27 protein-coding genes are annotated in these 23,615 nt (G+C 61.5%); 13 read left to right on the forward strand and 14 right to left on the reverse strand.

Translation table 11 applies throughout. The features are described from left to right. Positions 1-67: 67 nt before the first annotated feature. From ACR3EK_RS09330 to ACR3EK_RS09355, 6 genes are all read left to right on the forward strand, one after another. Entirely contained in the window at positions 68-529 is a 462-nt protein-coding gene (locus ACR3EK_RS09330; RefSeq protein ID WP_170402474.1) for a peroxiredoxin, read from the forward strand. Positions 530-606: 77 nt separating this feature from the next. Beyond that, positions 607-1,425, forward strand: coding sequence for a ferritin-like domain-containing protein (locus ACR3EK_RS09335; RefSeq protein WP_480634014.1), 819 nt, complete (start codon positions 607-609; stop codon positions 1,423-1,425). A 175-nt stretch (positions 1,426-1,600) separates the two neighbouring features. Beyond that, positions 1,601-2,926: a DUF5930 domain-containing protein gene (locus ACR3EK_RS09340; protein WP_480633229.1), complete on the forward strand. Its 1,326-nt coding sequence runs from the start codon at positions 1,601-1,603 to the stop codon at positions 2,924-2,926. Further along, positions 2,916-3,419, forward strand: a complete 504-nt coding sequence (locus ACR3EK_RS09345; protein ID WP_170338122.1) for a bactofilin family protein — start codon at positions 2,916-2,918, stop codon at positions 3,417-3,419. Before ACR3EK_RS09340 ends, ACR3EK_RS09345 begins: the two co-directional genes overlap by 11 nt. 179 nt (positions 3,420-3,598) lie before the next feature. After that, positions 3,599-4,288: an aquaporin Z gene (gene aqpZ / locus ACR3EK_RS09350; RefSeq protein ID WP_170338120.1), complete on the forward strand. Its 690-nt coding sequence runs from the start codon at positions 3,599-3,601 to the stop codon at positions 4,286-4,288. Positions 4,289-4,522: 234 nt separating this feature from the next. Next, positions 4,523-5,746: a hypothetical protein gene (locus ACR3EK_RS09355; RefSeq protein WP_480633230.1), complete on the forward strand. Its 1,224-nt coding sequence runs from the start codon at positions 4,523-4,525 to the stop codon at positions 5,744-5,746. A gap of 16 nt (positions 5,747-5,762) precedes the next feature. On the opposite strand, the gene ACR3EK_RS09360 is transcribed toward ACR3EK_RS09355, so the two are convergent. From ACR3EK_RS09360 to ACR3EK_RS09370, 3 genes are all read right to left on the reverse strand, one after another. After that, entirely contained in the window at positions 5,763-6,725 is a 963-nt protein-coding gene (locus tag ACR3EK_RS09360) for a DUF3179 domain-containing protein (protein ID WP_480633231.1), read from the reverse strand. 121 nt (positions 6,726-6,846) lie between these two features. Then, positions 6,847-7,392 (reverse strand): peptidylprolyl isomerase, encoded by a 546-nt coding sequence (locus tag ACR3EK_RS09365; protein WP_480633232.1) that lies wholly within the window; start codon positions 7,390-7,392, stop codon positions 6,847-6,849. After that, a complete protein-coding gene (locus ACR3EK_RS09370) occupies positions 7,385-7,891 on the reverse strand; it encodes a peptidylprolyl isomerase (protein WP_093962382.1) in 507 nt (168 codons plus the stop codon). Before ACR3EK_RS09370 ends, ACR3EK_RS09365 begins: the two co-directional genes overlap by 8 nt. 134 nt (positions 7,892-8,025) lie before the next feature. Between ACR3EK_RS09370 and ACR3EK_RS09375 the strand changes: the two genes are divergently transcribed. The 3 genes from ACR3EK_RS09375 to ACR3EK_RS09385 all read left to right on the forward strand — a co-directional run bounded on the left by ACR3EK_RS09375 (position 8,026) and on the right by ACR3EK_RS09385 (position 10,083). Continuing rightward, on the forward strand, positions 8,026-9,216 hold the full coding sequence (locus ACR3EK_RS09375; RefSeq protein ID WP_480633233.1) for a phosphoglycerate kinase: 1,191 nt from the start codon (positions 8,026-8,028) through the stop codon (positions 9,214-9,216). A 59-nt stretch (positions 9,217-9,275) separates the two neighbouring features. Further along, positions 9,276-9,620, forward strand: a complete 345-nt coding sequence (locus tag ACR3EK_RS09380; RefSeq protein WP_480633234.1) for a lysozyme inhibitor LprI family protein — start codon at positions 9,276-9,278, stop codon at positions 9,618-9,620. 163 nt (positions 9,621-9,783) lie between these two features. Continuing rightward, positions 9,784-10,083, forward strand: a complete 300-nt coding sequence (locus tag ACR3EK_RS09385) for an FtsB family cell division protein (protein WP_170338112.1) — start codon at positions 9,784-9,786, stop codon at positions 10,081-10,083. Here ACR3EK_RS09385 and ACR3EK_RS09390 read toward each other — a convergent pair. Further along, positions 10,080-10,463 carry a hypothetical protein gene (locus tag ACR3EK_RS09390; protein ID WP_480633235.1) on the reverse strand — a complete coding sequence of 128 codons (384 nt, stop codon included), beginning with the start codon at positions 10,461-10,463 and terminating at the stop codon, positions 10,080-10,082. The genes ACR3EK_RS09385 and ACR3EK_RS09390 overlap by 4 nt on opposite strands. Positions 10,464-10,780: 317 nt before the next feature. Here ACR3EK_RS09390 and pdhA point away from each other — a divergent pair, with 317 nt between their 5' ends. Genes pdhA through ACR3EK_RS09405 form a run of 3 tightly spaced genes read left to right on the forward strand, consistent with a single transcriptional unit; the run spans position 10,781 to position 14,481 of the window. After that, a complete protein-coding gene (pdhA, locus tag ACR3EK_RS09395) occupies positions 10,781-11,770 on the forward strand; it encodes a pyruvate dehydrogenase (acetyl-transferring) E1 component subunit alpha (RefSeq protein ID WP_093962386.1) in 990 nt (329 codons plus the stop codon). Positions 11,771-11,785: 15 nt separating this feature from the next. After that, entirely contained in the window at positions 11,786-13,159 is a 1,374-nt protein-coding gene (locus ACR3EK_RS09400; protein WP_480633236.1) for a pyruvate dehydrogenase complex E1 component subunit beta, read from the forward strand. A 14-nt stretch (positions 13,160-13,173) separates the two neighbouring features. Next, the gene (locus ACR3EK_RS09405; RefSeq protein WP_480633237.1) at positions 13,174-14,481 is read left to right on the forward strand and encodes a pyruvate dehydrogenase complex dihydrolipoamide acetyltransferase; all 1,308 of its coding nucleotides are present in this window, start codon (positions 13,174-13,176) and stop codon (positions 14,479-14,481) included. A 70-nt stretch (positions 14,482-14,551) separates the two neighbouring features. Here the strand turns inward: ACR3EK_RS09405 and cysE are convergent, their stop codons facing one another. Further along, on the reverse strand, positions 14,552-15,361 hold the full coding sequence (gene cysE / locus ACR3EK_RS09410) for a serine O-acetyltransferase (protein WP_093962389.1): 810 nt from the start codon (positions 15,359-15,361) through the stop codon (positions 14,552-14,554). A gap of 86 nt (positions 15,362-15,447) precedes the next feature. Between cysE and ACR3EK_RS09415 the strand changes: the two genes are divergently transcribed. Then, positions 15,448-15,786, forward strand: a complete 339-nt coding sequence (locus ACR3EK_RS09415; protein WP_480633238.1) for a TraR/DksA family transcriptional regulator — start codon at positions 15,448-15,450, stop codon at positions 15,784-15,786. Here the strand turns inward: ACR3EK_RS09415 and ACR3EK_RS09420 are convergent. From ACR3EK_RS09420 to ACR3EK_RS09460, 9 genes are read right to left on the reverse strand one after another with little or no spacing between them, the layout of a single operon-like run. Then, on the reverse strand, positions 15,767-16,063 hold the full coding sequence (locus ACR3EK_RS09420; RefSeq protein WP_170368632.1) for a DUF7742 family protein: 297 nt from the start codon (positions 16,061-16,063) through the stop codon (positions 15,767-15,769). The two genes, ACR3EK_RS09415 and ACR3EK_RS09420, sit on opposite strands and share 20 nt — an antisense overlap. A gap of 7 nt (positions 16,064-16,070) precedes the next feature. Beyond that, on the reverse strand, positions 16,071-20,036 hold the full coding sequence (locus ACR3EK_RS09425; protein ID WP_480633239.1) for a baseplate multidomain protein megatron: 3,966 nt from the start codon (positions 20,034-20,036) through the stop codon (positions 16,071-16,073). Continuing rightward, positions 20,036-20,479: a C40 family peptidase gene (locus ACR3EK_RS09430; protein WP_480633240.1), complete on the reverse strand. Its 444-nt coding sequence runs from the start codon at positions 20,477-20,479 to the stop codon at positions 20,036-20,038. The genes ACR3EK_RS09425 and ACR3EK_RS09430 overlap by 1 nt, the downstream gene beginning before the upstream one ends. Next, positions 20,479-21,366, reverse strand: a complete 888-nt coding sequence (locus tag ACR3EK_RS09435; protein ID WP_480633241.1) for a DUF2163 domain-containing protein — start codon at positions 21,364-21,366, stop codon at positions 20,479-20,481. Before ACR3EK_RS09435 ends, ACR3EK_RS09430 begins: the two co-directional genes overlap by 1 nt. Then, entirely contained in the window at positions 21,366-21,998 is a 633-nt protein-coding gene (locus tag ACR3EK_RS09440) for a phage distal tail protein, Rcc01695 family (RefSeq protein WP_480633242.1), read from the reverse strand. The genes ACR3EK_RS09435 and ACR3EK_RS09440 overlap by 1 nt, the downstream gene beginning before the upstream one ends. 15 nt (positions 21,999-22,013) lie before the next feature. Further along, positions 22,014-22,676, reverse strand: a complete 663-nt coding sequence (locus tag ACR3EK_RS09445; protein ID WP_480633243.1) for a phage tail tape measure protein — start codon at positions 22,674-22,676, stop codon at positions 22,014-22,016. Next, on the reverse strand, positions 22,654-22,872 hold the full coding sequence (locus ACR3EK_RS09450; RefSeq protein ID WP_480633244.1) for a rcc01693 family protein: 219 nt from the start codon (positions 22,870-22,872) through the stop codon (positions 22,654-22,656). Before ACR3EK_RS09450 ends, ACR3EK_RS09445 begins: the two co-directional genes overlap by 23 nt. Beyond that, positions 22,869-23,189, reverse strand: a complete 321-nt coding sequence (locus tag ACR3EK_RS09455) for a gene transfer agent family protein (RefSeq protein WP_170358767.1) — start codon at positions 23,187-23,189, stop codon at positions 22,869-22,871. Before ACR3EK_RS09455 ends, ACR3EK_RS09450 begins: the two co-directional genes overlap by 4 nt. Next, positions 23,189-23,602: a phage major tail protein, TP901-1 family gene (locus ACR3EK_RS09460; RefSeq protein ID WP_170443078.1), complete on the reverse strand. Its 414-nt coding sequence runs from the start codon at positions 23,600-23,602 to the stop codon at positions 23,189-23,191. The genes ACR3EK_RS09455 and ACR3EK_RS09460 overlap by 1 nt, the downstream gene beginning before the upstream one ends. Positions 23,603-23,615 lie beyond the last annotated feature (13 nt).

A 23,615-nucleotide genomic window follows, 5' to 3' on the forward strand; every position in this document is an offset into this window, starting at 1 on the left:
TCTTTCAACCTGCCCGAGCCGCCCTATGATACGCGGCATCACCTACAAATCCTGACCGGAGTTCAAAATGCCTGACGTTGCAGACATCGCCCCCGATTTCACCTTGCCCCGCGATGGCGGCGGCACGGTTACCCTGTCGGACCTGCGCGGTCGTCCCGTTGTTCTGTTCTTTTATCCCCGCGATGATACGCCGGGCTGCACCAAGGAATCCATCGGTTTCTCGGAGCAGCTTCAATCCTTTGCCGACGCCGGCGCACAGGTTTTCGGCATCTCTCGCGACAGCGTCGCCAAGCACGACAAGTTCGTCGCCAAGCACAGGCTGACCACTCCGCTGCTGTCCGACGAAGGTTCGACCGTGTGCGAGGATTACGGCGTCTGGGTCGAAAAAAACATGTATGGCAAAAAGTCGATGGGGATCGAGCGCTCGACCTTCCTGATCGACGCCGACGGAAAGATCGCCCGCGTCTGGCGCAAGGTCAAAGTTCCCGGCCATGTGGATGAGGTGCTGGAGGCCGTACGCGCGCTTTGACGCTGCGGGCCATCCGGTCTAAGAGGCGGCAGTTTTCATCCAACCCGAGGATTACCGTGGCCAAAACCCTGACCCAGATGGCAACCGAGGTTCTGACCACTGCGGATGGGCGGTCCAAGACCGCCCTTTCCAAACGCTATGCCGCCGAATGGTTTGCGGCGCGCAACAGCGACGCCCCCGCGATCGATGTCGGGACAGCTACGCCACCGTTGCATCCGTCGCGTCCTGACAAGCCCGAGCTGCTGTCGCCGCGCGACGTGCCGCGCCGTCGCCCCGGCTCGGAGGCTGGACGCATCGCGCTGCTGCACGCTGTGGCCCATATCGAGTTGAATGCCGTGGACCTGCACTGGGACATCATCGCCCGGTTCGGGCATGTGCCGATGCCGGTCGGTTTCTACGACGACTGGGTAAAATGCGCCGAGGAGGAATCGCGCCATTTCGAAATGATCTGCGACTGCCTGGAAGCGATGGGCAGCCACTACGGCGACCTCCCGGCCCATGCCGGGATGTGGCGTGCGGCCGAGGACACCGCCGAAGACCTGATGGGCCGGCTGGCGGTGGTGCCGATGGTGCTCGAGGCGCGCGGCCTCGACGTGACACCGGGCATGATCGACATCTTCCGCAAGGCCAAGGCCGATCAGGCCGTGGCCGCGCTTGAAGTGATCTATGCCGAAGAAGTCGGGCATGTAGCCTATGGCTCGAAATGGTTCCACTTTCTGTGCGGCCGCGAGAATGCCGACCCCAAGGACGTGTTCCACCAACTGGTCCGGCGCTATTTTCATGGCGCGCTCAAGCCGCCCTTCAACGAGGAAAAGCGGGCCGAAGCCGGCCTGCCGCCCGATTTCTACTGGCCTTTGACCGAGGATCTGCCGCCCCCGGGAGACGCGAAACGCTGACGGAATCGCGCCGCTTTCGGCAATTTTCTGCCGATGACGTGCGGGAAAACACCGTAATTGTCGACCAATCGGTTAACAAACTTGCCCAACCGGGACCGGCCCTTTAAGCAATCGGCCCAAGGGGCGGCGATCCACTCACGACCGGTCCCGACATTGGGGATGAGAGGTAAGGCGCGTGAGAACCCGTCTGGCAATCAAACTACACTCACTGCTCGAACGGCACTTCCCGGAACGCCGGGTCTTCCTGAAATCCGACAATGACACACGCTTCATCCGGCTCAGCTCGGAGACGCAGATCGTGGCAGCGCTTGGCGTTTCGATCATGGTCGGCTGGACGGCGGTCGCCACGGCGATCCTGCTGATGGACAGCATCGGGTCGGGCAACTTCCGTGAACAGGCCAAGCGCGATCAGGCGACCTATCAGGAACGGCTGAACATCCTGTCGCAGGAACGCGACGTGCGGGCCCAGGAAGCACTGGCCGCACACGCCCGGTTCAACTCGGCGCTTCAGCAGATCTCGGCGATGCAGTCGGAACTTCTGGAATCCGAAAACCGTCGACGCGAGCTGGAAACCGGCATCGAGGTCATTCAGACCACCCTGCGGTCGACCATGAAGCAGCGTGAGGAAGCCCGGGCGCAGCTCGCCGAGCTTCAGGAGAAATCCGATGGCGCATCGGTTGCGATGTTCGCCTCTGCCGCTCCGGCACAGATCGAATTCATGGCCGACGCCCTGACCCGGACAGCACAGCAGCGGGACCAGATCGCAACTGATGCACAGGCGGCACTGGACCAGCGCGATGAGCTTGAGCTGGAAATCCTGCTGATGCAGGAACGCAATGACGAGATCTTCCGCCAGTTGGAAGAAGCCATGGTGATCTCGGTTGAACCGCTGGACAAGATGTTCCGCGAGGCCGGAATGCCCACCGACCGGATGCTTGACGAAGTGCGGCGCGGCTACAGCGGCATGGGCGGCCCGCTGACGCCGATTTCCTTCAGCACCCGCGGCGAAGAGCTTTCGGCAGATGAGGTGCGCGCAAATCAGCTTCTGCAGCAGATGGACCAGCTGAATCTGTATCGCATAGCGGCCGAAAAGGCCCCGTTTGCCACACCGGTCAAATCGGCGTTCCGGTTCACCAGCGGATATGGTTATCGCCGCGACCCCAAAACCGGCGGGCGCCGGATGCACAAGGGCACCGACTTTGCGGCTCCGACAGGCACGGATATCTTCGCCACCGCCGACGGTGTCGTGACCCATGCGGGCTGGCAATCCGGCTATGGCCGTCTGATCAAGATAAAGCACGCCTTCGGGGTTGAGACACTTTATGCCCATAACTCGAAGATCCGCGTGAAGGTCGGCCAAAGGGTCTCGCGCGGGGATCACATTGCTGATATGGGTAATTCCGGACGGTCGACCGGAACGCATCTGCACTACGAGGTGCGCGTGAACGGAAAACCTGTAAACCCAATGGACTTCATCAAGGCTGCGAACAATGTTTTCTAAAAGCAAAATCAACGAGCCCGCACCCAAGGCATCCGAAACGGCCAAGCCGGCAGCCCCGGCGCCTCAGGCGACCCCTGCCCCGACCGAACAGAAGGCCGCAAGCACCGCGCCCAAGCCCAAGCCGCCGGCATCGGTTCTGTCGTCGGACCTGCATATCACCGGCAACATCAAGACCACCGGTGACATCCAGGTCGAAGGAACCGTCGAAGGCGACATCCGCGCGCATCTGCTGACTATCGGCGAAACCGCGACCATCAAAGGCGAAGTGACCGCGGACGACGTGGTTGTGAACGGCCGCATCGTGGGTCGTGTACGAGGTTTGAAAGTACGTCTGACCTCGACCGCCCGGGTTGAGGGCGACATCATCCACAAGACAATCGCCATCGAAAGCGGCGCGCATTTCGAAGGCTCGGTTCAGCGTCAGGACGATCCGCTGAACCCGGGACGCAGCGGCAAAACCGGAGCCAATCCGGCGGCTGAAGTCAGCCAGTAAACCGCTCCGAGTACCGAATTCCAAGAACGCCGCGGCCACTGTCCGCGGCGTTTTTCTATGCCCATCAGGCAACAATCCGGACCCCTATCAGGGCCGCAAAGCCCTGCACGCGCGATACATTTTCACAAAAGGTGTTTTTTGAATTAAACTTCACCTCGTTGAAATTGGGAGGTTTTATCATGCGAGCAAAACTGATGGCCGAATTCTTCGGCACGTTCTGGCTGGTTCTCGGCGGTTGTGGCAGCGCGGTGCTGGCTGCCGGGGTCGCCGATGTGGGCATCGGATGGCTGGGCGTGTCGTTCGCCTTCGGCCTGACGGTCCTGACCATGGCCTTTGCGGTCGGCCACATATCGGGTGGTCACTTCAACCCCGCCGTCAGCCTCGGGCTGATGATCGGTGGGCGTTTCCCGTCCAAGGATCTGCTGCCCTACTGGGCTGCGCAGGTGCTTGGAGCGATACTGGCCGCAGCCGTTCTGTACGTGATCGTCAGCGGCGCACCCGGCTTCGAAGGCGTTGGCAGCTTTGCCTCGAACGGGTATGGCGAGGCCTCGCCCGAAGGGTATTCGATGATGTCGGCGCTGGTGATCGAGATCGTTTTGACCGCCTTCTTCCTTATCATCATTCTGGGCGCGACATCCGAAAAGGCTCCAGCCGGGTTCGCGCCCATTGCCATCGGTCTTGGGCTGACGCTGATCCACCTGATTTCGATCCCGGTCACCAATACGTCGGTGAACCCGGCCCGCTCGACCGGGGTGGCGCTGTTTGCCGATGGCCCCGCTTTGGCGCAGCTGTGGCTGTTCTGGGTCGCCCCGCTGATCGGTGGCGCTTTGGGGGCCGCGATCTGGAAGATGATGGCCTCGGACGAATAGGAACTCGTCCTACTAATGCAAAACCCCTCCCGGCCCACGCCGGGAGGTGACCCTGTTTTCCGGTTGCGTGGGCCACACCCGCGGCAAGAATTCGACCGGTCGGGTCAGGGTGGTTGAATTTCCGGAACGAACCGCCAGAATTCGCAGAACTCTGTGAAAGACCTGATCATGATTTCCTGGCCAAAGTTCCGGCGCCCTGCTTCCGCAATTCCCGCATCCACCGCATGGATTGCGATGGCCAGTATTCCGCTGGTTCATAATTTCTGGCCAGACCTCGGCGCGATCTCCGATCGGGATCAGACTGTTCTGTTCGCTCTGACGATCTTTTCCATTCTGGCCCTATCCGAGATTTTCATAGCGCGAATCCATCGCAAGCCGGGCAGCGGCTTGGTCTACAAACCGGAAAACTTCAAAAACCCGGCGTATCTGGCTGATTTCTGGATCAAACTCATTGGTCTGGCGACCAGTCTTGCGCTGCTTGCGCTGTTCTACTCCACCGCCGACCTCTACCGGGATGAATGGTATCAGCCGTTCTTTTCGCTGTTCGGCGACTACTGGCCGCTGATCCTTGCGATTGTCCTTTCCGTTGTCACGGCGGTTCATTTCTCGATGCGACATCCTCGCGACGGCATGTGGCATCTGGGACGTGTGGTTTTGTCTTTCGGTCGCCAATCCACCGGGGCCCGCGAGTTGAAATCCTTCCTTCTTGGGCTGGGCGTCAAAGGGTTCTTTTTGCCACTGATGTTCTGCTATCTGGTTTATGACTGGAGCTTTCTGCAGACCCGTTCGCTGTGGGACGCGCAGGACTTTCAGCAGATCTACGCATATCTCTACCGCTTTGCCTTCTTTCTGGACCTGACGATCGTCACCATCGGCTATGCCACCGCCACCCGGCTTCTGACCTCTCATATCCGCTGGACCGAAACGACGGTGAGCGGATGGCTGGTCTGCGTGATCTGCTATGCCCCGTTCTGGCAACTGCTGTCGCGCAGCTATTTCAACTATGTCGAGGATGGCTTCGCCTGGGGTGTCTGGCTGTGGGACTACCCTGTCCTCTACGGATTGTGGGGCGGCACCATCCTGTTCTTCCTGGCGGTCTATTGCCTGACCGCCGCGCGCATGGGTCTGCGGTTCTCGAACCTGACCTATCGCGGGCTGGCCTGCGACTTTCCCTACAACATCAGCAAACACCCGTCCTACATCAGCAAGAACATCACCTGGTGGATGATTTCGATCCCGTTCATCGCGGTCGACTTTTGGGCAGGCCTGGCCAACTGTCTGGCCCTGCTGGGTGTGAACCTGATCTATTTCGCACGGGCCTGGCACGAAGAGCGCTGCCTGTCACGCGCGCCGTCCTACCGAGCCTACAAAAAGCACGTGAACGAATACGGTCTTCTGGCCCGCATCCGACGCGGCCTGAGCGGCTGGACCCGGAGCGTTGCCAGACAGGTGAATTGATCGCGCGGCGCGCGGGTCAGCGCCCTGTCATCCAGATACCGTCGGGCCAGAAGGCGTGGAAGGCAAACGCGAACATCACATCATGCACGACATCCCGTCCGGCACCATCCGTGACGCGGATCGATCCTATGTCGCGTCCCTTGTCGACGCGCCCGGCGTCCAGAGCCGAAGCCTGCCCCGCCGACCAAACGATGACAACGCCTGCTTCTAACAATCGCCCAGCCGCACGCAATCGCGTCAGAGGCCAGGCCCGCTCACCGACACGCACCACCCGTTCGAGCGGTTGAATACCATGCGGAGGCAGCGCGCCGTCATACAGGAACGGTCTGCGCGCGCTGTCATACCCGCGATAAGGGTTGCGCCCGTAGTCCCGCGCAAAATTCGGCTCGGCCATCACCAGACCGTCGGGATTGCGCTTGCGGAACTGATCCCACCCTTCCATCCACGCTGGCAGCGCTGTCAACTGAGCACCGGTCAACTGGCCCACGATCGCCTCGCCGGTGGCTTGCTGCCACCAGCTTTCGGTTTCGCGGTCATACATGATCATGTCCGAATTTCGCAGCTTGCCGGACACGCCGAAACTGAGAACCCGTCCCGGGATACGCCGATCAAAAACCAGCCCCGAATTGCACAGTGGACAATAGGTAACCGCGACTGGACGGTTACCGATCCGATCATTCACGATTTCATGCCAGATCAGGTAACGCAGGGGATAGGCGCGCGGGCGCGTACCGGGCAGTTCCACCGTGATCACGGCCTCGGTCAGCCCCAGCCCGGTTTCCGCCGTAGCTGGGACAAACTCGGGCTTGTCGATGGCCGGGATGCCGTCTTTCGGCGGTCCGCCGGACCGGACTTCAGACCAGTCACCGATCGAGGTGACCGCAAAATCGGTTTTGGGCCATTCGTCGCGCCACAGGTTCGGGTCCGCGGACACCGCGGTTGCGCAGAACAGCAGAAGGGCAAACAGACGGCATCGCATGAGGCACCTTTGGCTACCTGCCATCGTGCGTCAGCCGTGCGGCCGGGCCAAGCCCCTTACACAGGGACGTGAAGCGCCGTGCGCGGACAACCCGGCGCGCAATCCGCGCCGGGTCTAGGGATCATTCGGTGACGGTCACCTTGGTCATGACGTCCGGTTGGCCGACCACCGCGCCGTTCGGGCCTGTGCCGCGTTTGATCGCATCAACAACGTCCATGCCGTCGGTCACCTTGCCCACCACCGTGTACTGGCCATTCAGGGTCGGGGCCGGTTCGAACATGATGAAGAACTGCGAATTTGCGCTGTTCGGATTGCTGGCGCGAGCCATTCCGACAATGCCGCGCTCGTACGGAACTTCGGAAAACTCGGCAGGCAGGTCCGGACGGCTTGAACCGCCGGTACCGGCGCGACGCATGTCGCTGCCCAGTTTACCGTATTCCACGTCCCCGGTCTGTGCCATGAACCCCTCGATCACACGGTGGAACACCACCCCGTCATACTTGCCTTCGGCGGCCAGAGCGGTGATCTGCTCGACATGCTTGGGCGCGACGTCTTCGAACAGGTCGATGGTGATCGTGCCGTTGGCCTCGCCCTCGACTTCGATCTGCAGGCCCGCGGCCAGCGCGGGGCTGGCCAACAAGGTAAAAACGGTGGCCAGCTTATACATCGGCGGCCACCTTGACGCTGATCATGCGGTCGGGGTTCGCGGGCGGCTCGCCGCGGGTGATGGCGTCGACATGCTCCATCCCCTCGATCACGCGGCCATAGACGGTGTATTGGCCGTTCAGGAAATGGTTGTCCTTGAAGTTGATGAAGAACTGCGAGTTGGCCGAGTTCGGGTTGGCCGAACGAGCGGCACCCAGGGTGCCCCGGTCATGCGGCAGCTTGGAAAACTCGGCTGGAAGGTTCGGCAAGGACGACCCGCCGGTGCCTGCCATGCGGATGTTGAAGCCGTCTTCCATGTCGCCGTGCTGCACGTCGCCGGTCTGGGCCATGAAGCCGTCGATCACCCGGTGAAAGGCCACGTTGTCATACTCGCCCGCGCGCGCGAGTTCCTTCATGCGCTCGCTGTGCTGAGGCGCCACGTCCGGCAGCAGTTCGATGACGACGTTACCGTCCTTCAGCTCGATGATGATGGTGTTTTCGGGATCCTTGATCTCGGCCATGGGGCCCTCCTGTGGAATTGATTTGCGCAAATACCTATGCGCCGGACGCGCGAAAGCCAAGTGACGCATTGACCTGAGGGCAAAATGCAGGAAAAGAACCGCTTACGCGTGGTGACAACGGCGAGGATGACACGATGGGCTGGAAAACTCTGGACGACATGGATTTGCAGGGCAAACGCGTTCTTGTGCGCGTAGACATCAACGTCCCGGTTCTGGATGGCGCCGTGACCGATGACACGCGGATCCAGCGGATCGTGCCCACGGTGCGCGACATTCTGGCCGCTGGCGGCAAACCCATCCTGCTGGCCCATTTCGGCCGGCCCGGCGGTGAGCGTCGGCAGAACCTGTCGCTGAAACAGCTGGTGCCCGCGCTGGAAGCCGCCTTTGGAACCAAGGTCCGCTTCGGAGAGGATTGCGTCGGATACGAGGCTGAAATCGCCGCGGCAAACCAAGGTGACGGCGAGGTCTTGCTGCTGGAGAACACCCGCTTTCACGCCGAGGAGACCCAGAACAGCATGACCTTGGCCGAAGGTATGGCCAAGATGGGAGACATCTACTGCAACGACGCTTTCTCGGCGGCTCATCGGGCGCACAGTTCGACCGAGGCACTGGCGCGCCTTTTGCCCTCCTGCGCCGGGCGCCTGATGCAGGCAGAGCTCAGCGCACTCGAAGCCGCTCTGGGCAATCCTCAGCGTCCGGTGACCGCCGTGGTCGGTGGGGCCAAGGTATCAACCAAGCTGGATCTACTGGGCAACCTGATCGAGAAGGTCGACAACCTGATCATCGGCGGCGGCATGGCCAACACCTTTCTGTTGGCCAAAGGGCTGGACGTTGGCAAATCGTTGGCCGAGCACGCGATGACCGATACTGCAGCCGAAATCATGTCAAAAGCAGACAAGGCAGGCTGCCGGATCGTCCTGCCCAGCGATGTTGTCGTTGCCGAGAAATTCGAAGCACACGCCCCACACAAGGTCGTCCCAGCGAACAAGTGCCCCGCAGATTCGATGATCCTGGACGCCGGGCCGGACAGCGTCGCCGCAATCTGCACCATCTTCGAACAGAGCAAGACTCTGATCTGGAACGGCCCATTGGGGGCATTCGAACTGGAACCCTTCGACGCGGCGACAAATACCGCTGCATTGAAAGCCGCAGAACTGACGCGGGCGGGCAAACTGGTTTCGGTCGCCGGTGGCGGCGATACGGTTGCAGCCCTCAACGCCTCGGGCGCCGCGCAGGACTTCACCTACATCTCGACGGCCGGCGGTGCGTTCCTGGAATGGATGGAAGGCAAAACCCTGCCCGGTGTGGCAGCGCTGGCCCAATAACCCCATTCTAGTTGGCGATCGGCATTCGTGGTATTCTCTCACAGACCGGGAGATGGGCCATGAAAGCCGTTGCCACGTTTGCTGTTATCCTCTTGCCCAGTGTTTCTAGCGCGCAGTCCCATTGCGCCGGGCAAACTCAGATCGACGCCACTTTCTGTGCCAAAGAGAAATGGGAAATCGCTGATAAAGAACTGAACCGCCTCTGGAGAGAGGTCAAATCAGCGGCGGATAAGCGCGGAAACGGCGAGGCTTTGTTGAACGAACAGCGCGCTTGGTTGAAACGAAGGGATGCAACTTGTGACCCCGAACTGAAAAACTATGGCAGTGCCGCGCAAATGTTCTATTGGTCTTGCATGGAAGAACAGACCCTGAATCGAAATCAGGAACTGTCCGCTTTGCGTTGAGCGGATACCTACGTGGTCATGGCTCTTCGAGCATCACTTTTTTCGTCGAATTGCAAAAAGTGCGAATCGGGGGATTCACAACCCGAATCACCTGTGACATAGTGCCGACAGATGCCCACAAAGGGCACGTTTTTGAGGCAGTATTCATACGGCGGTCAACAGAGTGTCCCGTTCCAATCGGCCCGGTCTGGGCGCAGTCGCATTCTTCTCGGTGGCCTTCATGCTGGGTGTCTATTTCACCTTTGCTGCCGTTCAGGGCGACTACGGCCTGTTCCGACGGATCGAGATTTCAGCGGAACGGGACGCTCTGTCACGCGACCTTGCGGCGCTGAACGCCGACATCGCTCGGATGGAAAACCTGACCCGGCGCCTTTCAGACACCTACCTGGATCTCGACCTGCTGGATCAACAGGCCCGAACCGTTTTGGGAATGATCCGGGCTGATGAAATCGTCATCCGTTAACTAGCTGTTTGCCCGACCGCCCCGGCTTCCTCTGTAGTTGGCAACTGATACCCGAAAGCGTCGATTTCCCGTCGGAACAGGTCAGCCACCAGGTCCACGGCTTCGCCGTCCCAGTTTTCACCGTAGAAGACATCGAACTGCTTTGATTTTCGAATGCCGGAATTCAAACGCTTGTCGCCGAGACTGACATCGCCAAGTCCGAAGTCATCCAGCACCTGCGCCAAATCGCTGTCCAGGCTTTCGTATCGCAACACCCGATCAACCGCGATCTCCCCGCCCTCAGAATGAAGATGGAAGTCAGAGAAGAAATCCAAGCGAGTCCGGCAAAAACTCAGGAACAGTGCATTTGCGTCGTTGATCTGTGTTCCGCGTTGATGCATCTAGAAATAGAACGCTGAGACAGCCTTGTCCCAGGGATTTCTCTCAACGCAAATGCTGCTGCAGCCCTCCGCAATATCGGACAGATACCGATTGACCACACCGATCCCATTGTGAGGGTAGCGAGCATGGACTTCGCCCTTGGCTCGGTCTGTTAACTGCCTATCTGAAAGGCGAAAACCTGCCGGATTTCGGGTAGAAACAGATACTCCACCCCGTCCAGGACGCTGCGTCACATTTCCGCTCGCCAGAAAGCGCGAAATGCTTTATGAAATAGTTTAACGCTAAACTATCTTGCCGGAAGGGAGAGGTCGCCACGATGGCTGCGCGAAAAACCACAAAGAAACCAAATGTTTCTGCGGAAGAACTCAAAACCTACTACCGCGAGATGCTGTTGATCCGCCGATTCGAGGAAAAGGCAGGTCAACTATACGGCATGGGTCTGATCGGCGGTTTTTGCCACCTTTACATCGGTCAGGAAGCCGTCGTTGTGGGGCTCGAAGCTGCGGCCGAGGATGGCGACAAGCGCATCACCTCCTACCGCGACCACGGCCATATGCTGGCCTGCGGCATGGATCCGGGCGGCGTCATGGCTGAATTGACCGGACGCGAAGGCGGCTTGTCCAAGGGCAAGGGCGGCTCGATGCACATGTTCTCAAAAGAAAAGCATTTCTACGGTGGCCATGGAATCGTCGGCGCACAGGTTCCGCTGGGTGCGGGCCTTGCCTTTGCAGACAAGTACAAAGACAACGGCCGCGTGACCTTTACCTATTTCGGTGACGGTGCAGCGAACCAGGGTCAAGTCTATGAAACCTTCAACATGGCGGCCATTTGGCAATTGCCGGTGGTCTTCGTGATCGAGAACAACCAGTACGCGATGGGCACGGCGCAATCGCGCTCAACCTCGACCAAGGACATCTATCACCGCGGTGAGGCGTTCGGCATCCCTGGCGAAATCGTCAACGGAATGGACGTGCTGGCAGTGAAAGAGGCCGGCGAAAAGGCCGTGGCGCACTGCCGGGCTGGGAAGGGCCCTTACATCCTCGAGGTCAAGACCTACCGTTACCGCGGCCACTCGATGTCGGATCCCGCCAAGTACCGCACCCGCGAAGAGGTGCAGAAGGTGCGCGAGCAGAGCGACCCGATCGAACACGTGCGCGAGCTGCTGCTGACCGGCAAGCACGCCACCGAGGATGACCTGAAGGCGATCGACAAGGAAATCAAGGAGGTCGTCAACCAGGCCGCCGAGTTCGCCAAGGAAAGCCCCGAGCCGTCGCTGGACGAGCTCTGGACCGACATTTACGCCTGAGAGGACGAATAAGACATGGCAACCGAAATTCTCATGCCCGCCCTTTCGCCGACCATGGAGGAAGGCACACTGGCCAAGTGGCTGGTCAAGGAAGGCGACACCGTAAGCTCTGGCGACATTCTGGCCGAGATCGAAACCGACAAGGCCACGATGGAGTTCGAAGCCGTCGATGAAGGCATCGTCGGCAAAATCCTGATTGCCGAGGGCACCGAAGGCGTGAAGGTTAACACGCCGATCGCGATCCTGGTCGAAGAGGGCGAAGACGCCTCGGCCGTGACCGCGGCTGCCCCCGCAGCCGCAGCGGAGGCCGAAGCCGCCCCGGCGGCGGTTGAGGCCCCCGCTTCTGCCCCTGCTGCACCGGCCGTGCCAACCGTGGACCTGTCGCCGGACTGGCCAGCAGATGCCGAGATGAAATCGATGACGGTCCGCGAGGCTCTGCGCGACGCGATGGCCGAGGAAATGCGCTCGGACGAAGACGTCTACCTGATGGGCGAAGAAGTCGGTGAATACCAAGGCGCCTACAAGGTGAGCCAGGGCCTGCTGGACGAATTCGGCGCAAAACGTGTGATCGACACGCCGATCACCGAGCATGGCTTTACCGGCATTGCCGTGGGTTCCGCCTTTGGCGGCCTGAAGCCGATCGTCGAGTTCATGACTTTTAACTTCGCCATGCAGGCGATCGACCAGATCATCAACTCGGCTGCCAAAACGCTTTATATGTCCGGCGGTCAGATGGGCTGTCCGATCGTGTTCCGCGGCCCCAACGGCGCCGCCGCGCGCGTGGCGGCCCAGCACTCTCAGGACTATGCCGCCTGGTACATGCAGATCCCGGGCCTTAAGGTGGTGATGCCTTATTCGGCAGCCGATGCCAAAGGTCTGCTGAAATCGGCGATCCGCGATCCCAACCCGGTCGTGTTCCTGGAAAACGAAATCCTTTATGGTCGGTCGTTCGATGTGCCGCAGGTCGATGAGCTGACCGTGCCGCTGGGCAAGGCCCGCATCTGGCGCGAAGGCACCGATGTGACCATCGTCAGCTTTGGGATCGGTATGCAATACGCATTGGAAGCCGCCGACAAGCTGGCTGAGGATGGCATCAGCGCCGAGGTGATCGACCTGCGCACCATCCGCCCGATGGACACCGGTGCGATCATCAACTCGGTGATGAAAACCAACCGTCTGGTCACCGTCGAGGAAGGCTGGCCGCAAGGTTCCGTCGGCAGCTACATCAGTTCCGTGGTCATGCAGGAAGCGTTCGACTATCTCGACGCGCCCGTCATCACGCTGACCGGCAAGGACGTGCCCATGCCCTATGCCGCGAATCTGGAAAAACTGGCGCTGGTGACCACCGACGAGGTGATCGCAGCCGTCAAACAAGTGACCTATCGGTAAGGAGCGACTGACAGATGCCCACCGAAATCCTGATGCCCGCCCTTTCGCCGACCATGGAGGAAGGCACGCTTGCCAAATGGCTGGTCAAGGAAGGCGACACCGTCTCCTCCGGCGACCTGCTGGCCGAGATCGAGACCGACAAGGCCACGATGGAGTTCGAAGCTGTCGACGAAGGCGTCGTCGGCAAGATCCTGGTTCATGAAGGCACCGAGGGGGTCAAGGTGAACACCCCCATCGCCGTGCTGCTGGAAGAAGGCGAAAGCGCCGATGACATCGCCGAAGCCCCGACCAAGGCACCCGAGGCTGCGCCCGCAGCCGACGCGGGCAACGAGGCTGCCGCCCCTGCGGCATCCGAGGCGCCCGCCCCTGCCCCGGCACCGGCGGCCCCGGTCAAAGCCGATGGCGGACGCATCTTTGCCTCGCCGCTGGCCCGTCGCATTGCCGCCCAAAAGGGTCTGGACCTGGCGCAGATCAAGGGCTCGGGCCCGCATGGCCGCATAGTCAAAGCGGATGTCGAAGGCGCAACCGCTCCGACAGCGGCACCGGCTGCTTCGGCAAGCGCGGCGCCCGCCCCTGCTGCTGCTCCTGCAGGCCCCTCGGCCGACATGGTGGCCCGCATGTACGAAGGCCGCGAGTACGAAGAGGTCAAGCTGGACGGCATGCGCAAGACCATCGCCGCCCGTCTGGCCGAGGCCAAGCAGACCATCCCGCATTTCTACCTGCGCCGCGACATCAAGCTGGACGCGCTGCTGAAATTCCGCAGCCAGCTGAACAAGCAGTTGGAAGCCCGCGGCGTGAAGCTGAGCGTCAACGACTTCATAATCAAGGCCGTCGCCAACGCGCTGCAGCAGGTGCCCGAGTGCAACGCCGTATGGGCGGGCGACCGGGTTCTGCAGTTGAAACCTTCGGACGTGGCCGTGGCCGTAGCGATCGAAGGCGGCCTGTTCACCCCGGTCCTGCAGGACGCCGACACCAAATCTTTGTCGGCCCTTTCGACCGAGATGAAGGACCTGGCCGCGCGTGCGCGCGAGCGCAAGCTGGCCCCGCATGAATACCAGGGCGGCACCTTCGCGATCTCGAACCTGGGCATGTATGGCATCGACAATTTCGACGCCATCGTGAACCCGCCGCATGCGGGCATTCTGGCCGTCGGCACCGGCGCCAAGAAGCCGGTCGTGGGCGAGGACGGCGAGCTGACCGTGGCGACCGTGATGTCGGTTACCATGTCGGTCGATCACCGGGTGATCGACGGCGCGCTTGGAGCACAGCTCCTGCAGGCCATCGTGGACAACCTGGAAAACCCCATGGTCATGCTGGCCTGATCCACGTCACAAAAATCAAAAAAAGCCGCCTCGGACCCCGAGGCGGCTTTTGTCGCGCCTGAGAACAGGCTTACTGATCCTTGCCCAGCATGTGATCCATAGAGATCGAGGGCTGGTCGCATCCCGCCTCACCCACGATCTTGGCGGGGATGCCGGCCACGGTCTTGCAGGGGGGCACATCCTGCAGCACCACCGAACCGGCGGCGATGCGGCTGCAATGACCCACGCGGATGTTGCCAAGAACCTTGGCCCCGGCCCCGATCAGAACGCCATCCTCGATTTTGGGATGACGATCCTCTTCTTCCTTGCCGGTCCCGCCCAGGGTCACCGAATGCAGCATCGAGACGTTGTCACCCACAACCGCAGTTTCGCCAATCACGATGGAATGCGCGTGATCGATCATGATGCCCTTGCCGATCTTCGCGGCGGGGTGGATGTCGATCCCGAAGATTTCCGAACTGCGCATCTGGAAGAAATAGGCCAGATCGTGCCGGCCCTTCTGCCACAGCCAGTGAGCCACGCGATAGGCCTGCATGGCCTGGTAGCCTTTGAAATACAGGATTGGCTGTAGCAGACGATGGCAGGCCGGGTCGCGCTCGTACACGGCCATCAGGTCCGCGCGGGCGGCATTCATCAGCGCCTTGTCATCGGCATAGGCCTCTTCGACGATTTCACGGAGAACCATCATCGACATCTCGTTCGAGCACAGCTTGGCCGAGATCCTGTAGGACAACGCACGTTCCAGAGACTTGTGGTGCAGGATACAGGCATGCACCAGTCCGCCCATCAAAGGCTCTTTTTCGACGGCGGCCTGTGCTTCGGCCGTAATCCGGTCCCAGACGGGGTCAACTGACGTTACTTGGGTGCGCGTTTCAAACATGGCTTTTGATCCTCTGCTGCGCCTAGAATAGCCATCTAGGCCCAAAAAGGCCAAACGCAAACCCTTGATGTGCAACACAACAGAAAATGAACCGGTCCGAACTCAGGGAATTTGAAACGCTTATCCTGTCCCGGCTGGAGGAATTGGAACGCAATTCCCTCGCCGGTCAGGACGCTCAATCCGTGGTCGAGCTTGACCAGCAGGCAGTCGGGCGGCTCAGCCGAATGGATGCGCTGCAGAATCAGGCCATGGCCAAGGCGCAACAAACGCGACGAGATCTCGAAGCCCGACGGCTGAGAGCCGCCCTCGACCGGATAGCCGAGGGCGAATTCGGGTATTGCGAGGATTGCGGTGACGACATTCCGCGCAGGCGGCTGGACCTGGACCCGGCCGCCAGCAAGTGCGTCAGCTGCGCGGCCGGTTGAGTTGAAACCGGATAAGTTGGCGCAGTACCGCCTCGAAACACCGGCAATACTCGGTGTCGCTAAAGCTCGGCTCATCTGCCAGCGGGCGGCTGCGTGCCGCTGCCATCAATGCTCCGTTCCCGTAAACAGGATGCAAACGACCCGTCGCGGTTACGTGACGGTCAGCCAACTCGGCCTCGGCGATCATGCGCGCGCACAGCCGCTCACGCTGGGCTTGCGGCACGGTCAGCAAAACCCGCGCCGCAGAACTGACATCGCCGTGCAAAACAGGGCGCATGGTCCCTCTACCCCACACTCAGCCGCGCGGCCGCGCCCGGCCCGTAGCTGGCCGAAACATGCGCCACCTCGACCTCGTAGGGGCCCACGACACCGTCCGAAGACTTTGTTACCGCGGAATAGATCCAACTTGGCGTCATGGTGATCTCTTCCCGAACAAGTGCGCCACCTGACCGAATCCGGATCAAATAGGTCTCGGACTCCTCGCCCAGCGGCACATCCAGCACGTCCCAATCGTCGCCGTCGATCCGGGTTCGGCGCACCCAAGTGAACAGGTCATCGCCCCCGTGTCTTTCGACCTTCAGATGAACTGGAGCGTAGGGTCGCAGACCGTTTCCATCAAAGGCCTCGACCTTATGGACATAAGAATCGTCGTCGTATCCGCGAGTTGCGGGCCCGATCCGGTAGTGCCGCGCAATTCGGCGTTCGGTCCGCAGCAGGCTGGTCTGAAGAACCCTCTCGTCGAGCAACACGAACACGGAACCCTCCGGCCAGATTTCGGGCATGATTGCGTCCGTACCCAATTGACCGCGCAGGCGGCCAGACAGGGCATAAACACCGGGTTCCTGCAGGGCGGCATCCGCGAATTGAAACACTTCCCAATTTCCGCGCGTGCCGTCTCCGATCGCCGCCAAGTTGGCGCCGGTCAGAAGCGAGTCACGCGACCGCGACTGCAAGACGCCATCGACAATGCGCACGCGCAGCGGCGCACCTTCATCCCATACCCCTGCGCTCGCGGACGGCAAGGCGGATTCGGTGAACCCGATCACAGCCTGACCAGTCACCAGATCGCGCAACGCGTAGCCCTCGTCGGCGTCCGAAGAATAGACGGCGACGCTGCCTTGCCAGGGATCGGCCGTGACGGCCAGATAAGGCGCGTGCGGCTCTTCGGCGCCGGTAATGAGTGGCAGATCCAGAAAAATCGGAAGAACCGGGACTGGGGCCACAAAGGGTTGAGAGACAAACCCATCATCCGCCATATCGGACGGCGAATAGACCCCGGGCTCGATCCGCACGGCATCTGCCAGCTGGATGTCAGCCTGTTCCAACCTGTCTATGCGATACAGCGCACCGGCTCCCCCATTCCAGGATGGAAGTCGAACAATGTCGCCGGCGCCCAGATTCATCTGCGACGGCGGCAGCGCAAAGCGAGCGGTATTGCGCGCGACGCGGGCCTCGGCCAGCCAGCGTTCGACCGTCTGCCGTCCTTCGGAGCGGGTCATCGACAGAGGCATTTCGTTCACGGCTACAGAATGGGTCCGATCATCGGGCAGCACGGCCTCCTCCGCTACCACATCATGGTCCGCATCCGACTGAACAAAACGCAGACGCACGCGGCCGGCCATTTCGGCCTCGGCTTCGCGCTGGTACTGGACCCTGCCATCGACCTCGGGGCTTTCCGCGACCTGATCCAGCGACAGATCGAATGCCCGGCGCCCGGCCCTCATGCGGAATGTCAGAACACCGTCTCGCTCGATCGCATCAAATCCGTAGCGCAGCATCAGTGGCTGAAGGGCCGCCCGCGCGTCCGAAACATCTTCGATCACGTATCCACGGACAACTCCGTCCAGCGCAGACACATCAAAATCGGAGACGCCGGCAGCCTGACAAATCTCGGCCACCACCGAGGCCAGTGTCCTGGCACCAGAACGTCCGTTCAACCAATGACCACGGGCGTAGTTTTCGCCGTCGCTCCACTGTGAACGCAGGTTCGGGAATGTCGGGAAAGGTCTCGCGTCCCACGCCCATACATAGGCGTTCGAAACGTCCACCATCGGACCATCGTAGATGTCCGAAACTGGGTTGATCTGCGGATCGGTCCAATATCCAAGAACTGCCTTCAAATACTGAACCTGAATGAAATCGTCGCGTTGACCGTTCGAGTATTTAGGCAGATCGGATTCCGAGGATTTCGGATCCAAAAACTTGTTGGGCTGGTTCGTTCCCTTGTCTATGGCCGCACAGCCCAATTCCGTGAACCAGATCGGCTTTGATCCCGGAACCCAATCGGTCGGGTCAGCTTTGCGCACTCCTCCGATCCGTTCGTGGTGCAAGTTCGACCACCAGTTGCGGATGTCTTTGTATCGCCACACCCATGGCTCTGCATGTTCGCCATCCTCGATCGGATACCTTATCTGCGCGTCCTGTTCCTCGGGCGTTGGATAGTACCAGTCGTATCCTTCACCGCCTTCGATGTTGCCGCGCAAATAATCCAGGTCGTAGATTGAACGGGCACCATCCATCGCATCACGATGATCGTCGCCATCCCGCCAGTCCGAGACCGGCATGTAGTTGTCGATCCCGACGAAATCGATGTTTTCGTCTGCCCACAGTGGGTCCAGATGGAAGTATCGGTCACCGCTGCCGTCGGCAGGCTGGTACCCGAAATACTCTGTCCAATCCGCGGCGTAGCCTATCTTGGTGACTGGCCCCAGTATCTGCCGCGCTTCCGCCGCCAGTGCCTTCAACTGAGCGACGGCCGCGAACCCGGACGCGCCGCGTATCTGGGTAAGGCCACGCATTTCCGAGCCGATGCAGAACGCCTCGACCCCGCCTGCGGCCTTGCACAACGCCGCGTAGTGAAGAATGAAACGGCGCATGCTCCATTCTTCCGGGCCGGTATAGGTAACGCTGCCATTACCGATGATGAAATCCGAGGCTTGGGCTGCACCAAAAAAGCTTGCCACCTGAGCGTCCGCACCTGCGGTTCCGTCCAAGGACCCGGGACGCCCCGGAGCCACGTCCAGCGTGATCCGGCCGCGCCACGGCAGATGCGGCTGATCGCCGGCATCCGACCATGGGTCTGGAAGACCATTACCCTGCATCTGATCCATCAGGATGAAAGGATAAAACATCACCCGGCTGCCGGAGCCCTTGAGGTGTTGAATGGCCTGAACCACCGACGCATCGGCCGGGGTACCGCCATAGATCGGTCGCCCGTCCACCTGTTGCACGACCTGGGCCGATTTGCGCTTCAGCCCAGAGACTTTCCACGGCATGTTGACGCCGTCCACGTCGTCGCGGATCACCTTGGGTCGAACGCTGCAAGCGCCGCAACGCAAGTCATCTCCGAACCAAGAGACCACAAGCGACGCAGCCTTGCAGCCCGGAAGTTCTTTGTTCAGGGTACGCATCGAGGCCACCAGATCGGGCTCGCCCGAGGGCGAATTGACGTTGGCGGCCCAGCTTTGGCCCGACCCTTTGGAATAGTTTACCTGCGTGCTGGCCAGCGTGTATTCCCCGGTGCCAGGCATCAGGGCCACGGCCCGGACAATCCGTTGCAATTCGGATTCGTAGTCTGGTGCGGATTTCTGGTCAGGCCGAACAACCTCGAAGGAGAACTGGGGAACGCGATTGCCAAATTGCGCCAGCGGCAGGTCTTCGATCACCACATACGCAGTGCCGCGATAGGCCGGAACCGTTCCGGCACCTTCGATCGTTTCGATCAGTGGATCCGGCAGCTGATCCTGGCTACCGGTATAAACCCGCATGTTCAGGCTGTTGCGCTCAAGCTCTTCCCCATCGACCCATATCCGCGCGATGTCCGCGATCTCTCCGACGCCGACAGCAATCGCCAGTGATATCGAATAGCTGTAGCTATTGGTGGTCGTGGTGACTTCGGCGGGTTTAGGGGTTCCTTTGCCGCCAGCAGACTGCGTAGACGTCGTGGTTTTGCGGGTCTCAAGGAAATCCGACGCCCAGATCACCTGCCCACCGACCCGCATTCGGCCGAACACGGTGGACAGCGGCGCGCCCTCGCCTGTTTCCGTAAGTCTGAACCGGTCCAGCCGGCCGGACTCGACCACCTCGCTTCCGGCACCCATGACCGACTGGCTCATCAATCGCTGGTCGATAACCCGCCCGAGCGTCGCGCCGACTGCCCGCCCCACGATGGCCGTTGACAGCCCGGCAACGGTTCCACCGATGGACCCGCCCAGCGCGGCCCCCGCCGCAGATAAAACTATCGTCGCCATCAGTTGCCCTCCAAAGGAAATTCAAAGCAGGCGACCACCCGGCGGCGCCAGGGGTCGCTCAGAGTGTTCTCGACAACGCCATGTCCGGAATAGGCATGGATAAAGCGTGGCACGGCGCCCGCTTCACTCACGATACCAAGGTGTTTGGCCACACCGGCATCGCGCATCCGAAACAGCAGCACGCATCCAGGGGCCAGTAAGTTGCGCGGACGTTCGACCAGATTGCGCCGCGCAGCCGCCCACATGCGCTCTTCACCCTGCGGTTCAGACCAGTTCATGCTGTAGGTAGGCACCGCCTCGGGCTCGTGGCCGATGACGGATCGCCAGACGCCGCGCAGCAATCCCAAGCAATCGGTTCCCGCTCCCTTGACCGAGGCCTGATGCACATAGGGCGTTCCCAGCCAGCCTCGCGCTTCGTCCACGATATCCTGCGCCGTCACCATCACCGTCTGCTGCCTCCATTGTTCGCGTTGCCCTGTTTCGGCACGGCCATCACCCAGTCTTCGCTCGGCAGATCCGGCAAACCCTGGAAATTTATGATGTTGTTGAATTTCAAACGACAGGTGTCCATCCGCTTGTCGCAGCCCGCCAGCACCCGCACACGGTCACCGACGACCAGTCCCGAGCCCAAGGCAGTCCAAAGGTGCAATTCCCGCCCGATCTTGATGCTCCGGTCCGTCTTCACCGAAGCCCAAAGACCCTGAGAGCGGCCGGTCAGCACATCGACGCGGCCGCGTTCAAACCAGCCGTCCTCAAACGCCTCCGCCCCCTGCAGTCTGAGGATCGGACCCTCGTCGATCTCGGCAATCTCGGCCTCGGCCCAGTAGCCGGGCGTCAACCTGTCGAAGCCGCAGGCTTTGTCACCCAAAACGGCCGTACAGGGTTTTTGGTAGATCCGCCCCAAGGGTCGGTTCAGCAGATCGGTCAGCCCGCGCAATTCGGCGTGAAACGCGCCCCCTGCGCGGCGCAGCTCGCCGATTGAGCCACGGAACTGCAACATGCGCTGTTCCGGCGCGGCCCAGTTGACCAGCCATGCTCGGACATCGGCACCGTCAAAGCGGCCGTCTTCGATATCCTCGTCGCGCACGGCCGCATCAGACAGCGCCCCCATGGCCTCGGAGTTGTCAATCGACAGGCCCGTCGCCTGTTCGATGGCCGAGGCCGTGAGACCGGTGCTTGCCTTGAACACCAGCCCGTCAAAGGCCAGTCCGCGGTCATGGTCGGTGAACCCGAAGGACACGCCATCGGTTCGGGTGATCGCCCAACAGCGGCAGACCGTAGTCATGCCGGACTGAAGATGGGTCAGCAATGCCTGCTTGTCGCCACTCATCAGACCCGCACCTCAACCACCGGAACATTGGGTACGTCGCCTGCCTGAAAGCTGGCCACGCTGACCTGGATCCTGTCGGTGTCAAACCGCACCGGCACGTCGAACTCGAACCCGGCTGTCACCTCGACCCCCTCGGCTGGCGGGACCGCGAATTGGACCAGACCGCGATTGAGGTCCACCTCGAAATCGACGCCTTCTCGTGCCTCATCCTGCTCCAGCCCAACCTTGACCGTGCCTAGCACCAGCTTGACGATGGGCCTGACATAGCTGACCCCGCCTGAGGCATAGGTCTTGACCAGTTGGAACGCGGTCGTGACCCCGTCGCCTTGCCCGATCACCTGGTCGCCCTTGTCGGCCTCGGCAGTGGCGGCGCAGGACTTGTAGTCCGACCAGTCCTTCCAGCGGAACCCGTACATCTGCCCCTGACGCGCTTCGAAAAAGGCGATCAACGTCTGGATGTCGTCCAGCGACCGCATCCCCAAACCGGCGTCATAGCGCCGTCGCGAATGCGCCCAAGGCGTGTTGCGTTCTTCGAACCCGTTGGCCAGCGTCACGATATCCGTGCGCCGTTCGGGTCCGCCAACCGAGCCGAAACTCAGGCTGGCGGGAAATCTGACTTCGTGGAAATTCATGTCCTGCTCCCCAAACTACCGGTTGCGATTGCCGCGCCCCAGGGCACGGTTCATCTGGGCCGCGATCTGGCCCTGGCTGCGGCGAAAGCCCTGAACGTCGGGTGTGGTGATGTTCATCACCACGTTCACCGCCCGTCCGCCGCCCGAGTTGCGCACGCCCAGCTTGCCGTCCGGGCCGCGCGCCAGCGGCATGATCGCCTCGGGGCCGGCCTCGCCCATCAACCCGGTCGCACCGCGCATCGGAAAAGTGGTGGGCCCGGTAACCACGCCGCCATTGGCAAAGGGCATGACGCGCCCTTGGGCGAAACTGCCGCCGTCGGCAAAGGGCAGCAGCCCCTGCACCAGGCCGCCGACCGTATTGGCCAGCATGCCGCCGAAATGATCCGTCACCGGCTTGATCGCTGCCGAATAGGCCGTGCGGATCATCGAGTTCTTCAGCACGTCCAGCGCGTCCGACAGGTTCATGCCATCCAGAACCACGCCGTCGAAGGCCTTGCGCAGGCCGCTCGACATGCCCCGCTCCAGGGTAGCGACATCCTTCCCGGTCTCTTCAAAGGCGGCGCTGATCCGCTTCATCTGGGCGTCGAAGGCCGCCGCCATCGTGGCGGCATCGCCCAGGGCATCGCCCAGCGCCTCGCCGCGCTCCTGCAGGTCGTCAAACCCGTCCCGATCCGTCATCACGCTCTCCTTGTATCTTGTCGGGCCAGGCGGCCAGCAGCTTGTCCAGCCGTGCCCGGTTCATCGCCGGCATCCCGTGGCCCTGCCCCAGCATCAGCCGCAGTTCCGCCGGGGTCAGACGCCAGAACTGATCCGGCGTCAGCCGCAGCCCGTGCAGGCCGGCCCGCATCAGGCCGGGCCAGTCAAAGCCGCTCATGACTCACCCGGCACCATGAAGGCCCGCGCCAGCAGCTCGGCCGCCGCTCGCGCCGCAGCCATCGGGCCGCCCTCGATCTCGGCCCGCAACATGTCGGCGCGGGTCACATCCATCCCGCCACCGCGCAGCCCCGCCAAGATCAGCGCCAGCACGTCACCGCTGGAATAGGCGCCGCTCTCGAACCGCTGCACCAGCTCCACCAGCGACCCTGCGCCCAGCTCCTGCTCCAGCTCGGCCAGCGCGCCCAACGTCAGCTTGAGCACCCGGCGCTGGCCATCGACCACCAGCGCCACTTCTCCCGCCCACGGATTGACCATCACAGCGCCACAAAGGTCAGGGCGCCGGCGCTGGCCAGGCTCATCTCATAGGTCGCCTCGCCATTGTGCGAGCCCGCATACTCGATCCCGGTCACCTGGAAAGGTCCTTCGACGATGCCGAAATCAGGGATGATCACCTGAAAGGCGGGCGTTTCGCCGTCAAAGAACAACTGCCGCGCGCGTTCATCCGTGCCGGCGTCCTTGAACACGCCCGATCCGGAAATCGAGGCCGACTTGACCCCCGCCCCCGACAGCAGCTCGCGCCAGCCGCCTTGGCTCTCCAACGAGGTGACATCCACGCTTTCCGCGTTGAAACTGATCCGCGTGGCCCGCAGCCCCGCGATTGTTTCGAACAGACCCGTGCCGTTCATGTCCACCTTGACCAGCAGGTCCTTACCGTTCTGGGCACCCATATGCTCTCTCCAT

The sequence above is a fragment of the Ruegeria sp. BC8 genome (assembly GCF_056535705.1).

Excerpts from the sequence above, each read along its gene's own strand:
- ACR3EK_RS09330 (WP_170402474.1), top strand. The coding sequence starts at position 68 with ATGCCTGACGTTGCAGACATCGCCCCCGATTTCACCTTGCCCCGCGAT.
- ACR3EK_RS09420 (WP_170368632.1), bottom strand. The coding sequence starts at position 16,063 with ATGCGCCCTGTTTTGCACGGCGATGTCAGTTCTGCGGCGCGGGTTTTG.
- ACR3EK_RS09445 (WP_480633243.1), bottom strand. The coding sequence starts at position 22,676 with ATGACGGATCGGGACGGGTTTGACGACCTGCAGGAGCGCGGCGAGGCG.
- ACR3EK_RS09390 (WP_480633235.1), bottom strand. The coding sequence starts at position 10,463 with ATGCATCAACGCGGAACACAGATCAACGACGCAAATGCACTGTTCCTG.
- ACR3EK_RS09455 (WP_170358767.1), bottom strand. The coding sequence starts at position 23,189 with ATGGTCAATCCGTGGGCGGGAGAAGTGGCGCTGGTGGTCGATGGCCAG.
- ACR3EK_RS09380 (WP_480633234.1), top strand. The coding sequence starts at position 9,276 with ATGAAAGCCGTTGCCACGTTTGCTGTTATCCTCTTGCCCAGTGTTTCT.
- ACR3EK_RS09415 (WP_480633238.1), top strand. The coding sequence starts at position 15,448 with ATGAACCGGTCCGAACTCAGGGAATTTGAAACGCTTATCCTGTCCCGG.
- ACR3EK_RS09345 (WP_170338122.1), top strand. The coding sequence starts at position 2,916 with ATGTTTTCTAAAAGCAAAATCAACGAGCCCGCACCCAAGGCATCCGAA.
- ACR3EK_RS09360 (WP_480633231.1), bottom strand. The coding sequence starts at position 6,725 with ATGCGATGCCGTCTGTTTGCCCTTCTGCTGTTCTGCGCAACCGCGGTG.
- aqpZ (WP_170338120.1), top strand. The coding sequence starts at position 3,599 with ATGCGAGCAAAACTGATGGCCGAATTCTTCGGCACGTTCTGGCTGGTT.
- ACR3EK_RS09375 (WP_480633233.1), top strand. The coding sequence starts at position 8,026 with ATGGGCTGGAAAACTCTGGACGACATGGATTTGCAGGGCAAACGCGTT.
- ACR3EK_RS09370 (WP_093962382.1), bottom strand. The coding sequence starts at position 7,891 with ATGGCCGAGATCAAGGATCCCGAAAACACCATCATCATCGAGCTGAAG.
- ACR3EK_RS09450 (WP_480633244.1), bottom strand. The coding sequence starts at position 22,872 with ATGAGCGGCTTTGACTGGCCCGGCCTGATGCGGGCCGGCCTGCACGGG.
- ACR3EK_RS09440 (WP_480633242.1), bottom strand. The coding sequence starts at position 21,998 with ATGAATTTCCACGAAGTCAGATTTCCCGCCAGCCTGAGTTTCGGCTCG.
- ACR3EK_RS09365 (WP_480633232.1), bottom strand. The coding sequence starts at position 7,392 with ATGTATAAGCTGGCCACCGTTTTTACCTTGTTGGCCAGCCCCGCGCTG.
- ACR3EK_RS09405 (WP_480633237.1), top strand. The coding sequence starts at position 13,174 with ATGCCCACCGAAATCCTGATGCCCGCCCTTTCGCCGACCATGGAGGAA.
- ACR3EK_RS09460 (WP_170443078.1), bottom strand. The coding sequence starts at position 23,602 with ATGGGTGCCCAGAACGGTAAGGACCTGCTGGTCAAGGTGGACATGAAC.
- ACR3EK_RS09400 (WP_480633236.1), top strand. The coding sequence starts at position 11,786 with ATGGCAACCGAAATTCTCATGCCCGCCCTTTCGCCGACCATGGAGGAA.
- ACR3EK_RS09425 (WP_480633239.1), bottom strand. The coding sequence starts at position 20,036 with ATGGCGACGATAGTTTTATCTGCGGCGGGGGCCGCGCTGGGCGGGTCC.
- ACR3EK_RS09335 (WP_480634014.1), top strand. The coding sequence starts at position 607 with ATGGCAACCGAGGTTCTGACCACTGCGGATGGGCGGTCCAAGACCGCC.
- cysE (WP_093962389.1), bottom strand. The coding sequence starts at position 15,361 with ATGTTTGAAACGCGCACCCAAGTAACGTCAGTTGACCCCGTCTGGGAC.
- ACR3EK_RS09430 (WP_480633240.1), bottom strand. The coding sequence starts at position 20,479 with ATGGTGACGGCGCAGGATATCGTGGACGAAGCGCGAGGCTGGCTGGGA.
- ACR3EK_RS09435 (WP_480633241.1), bottom strand. The coding sequence starts at position 21,366 with ATGAGTGGCGACAAGCAGGCATTGCTGACCCATCTTCAGTCCGGCATG.
- pdhA (WP_093962386.1), top strand. The coding sequence starts at position 10,781 with ATGGCTGCGCGAAAAACCACAAAGAAACCAAATGTTTCTGCGGAAGAA.
- ACR3EK_RS09355 (WP_480633230.1), top strand. The coding sequence starts at position 4,523 with ATGGCCAGTATTCCGCTGGTTCATAATTTCTGGCCAGACCTCGGCGCG.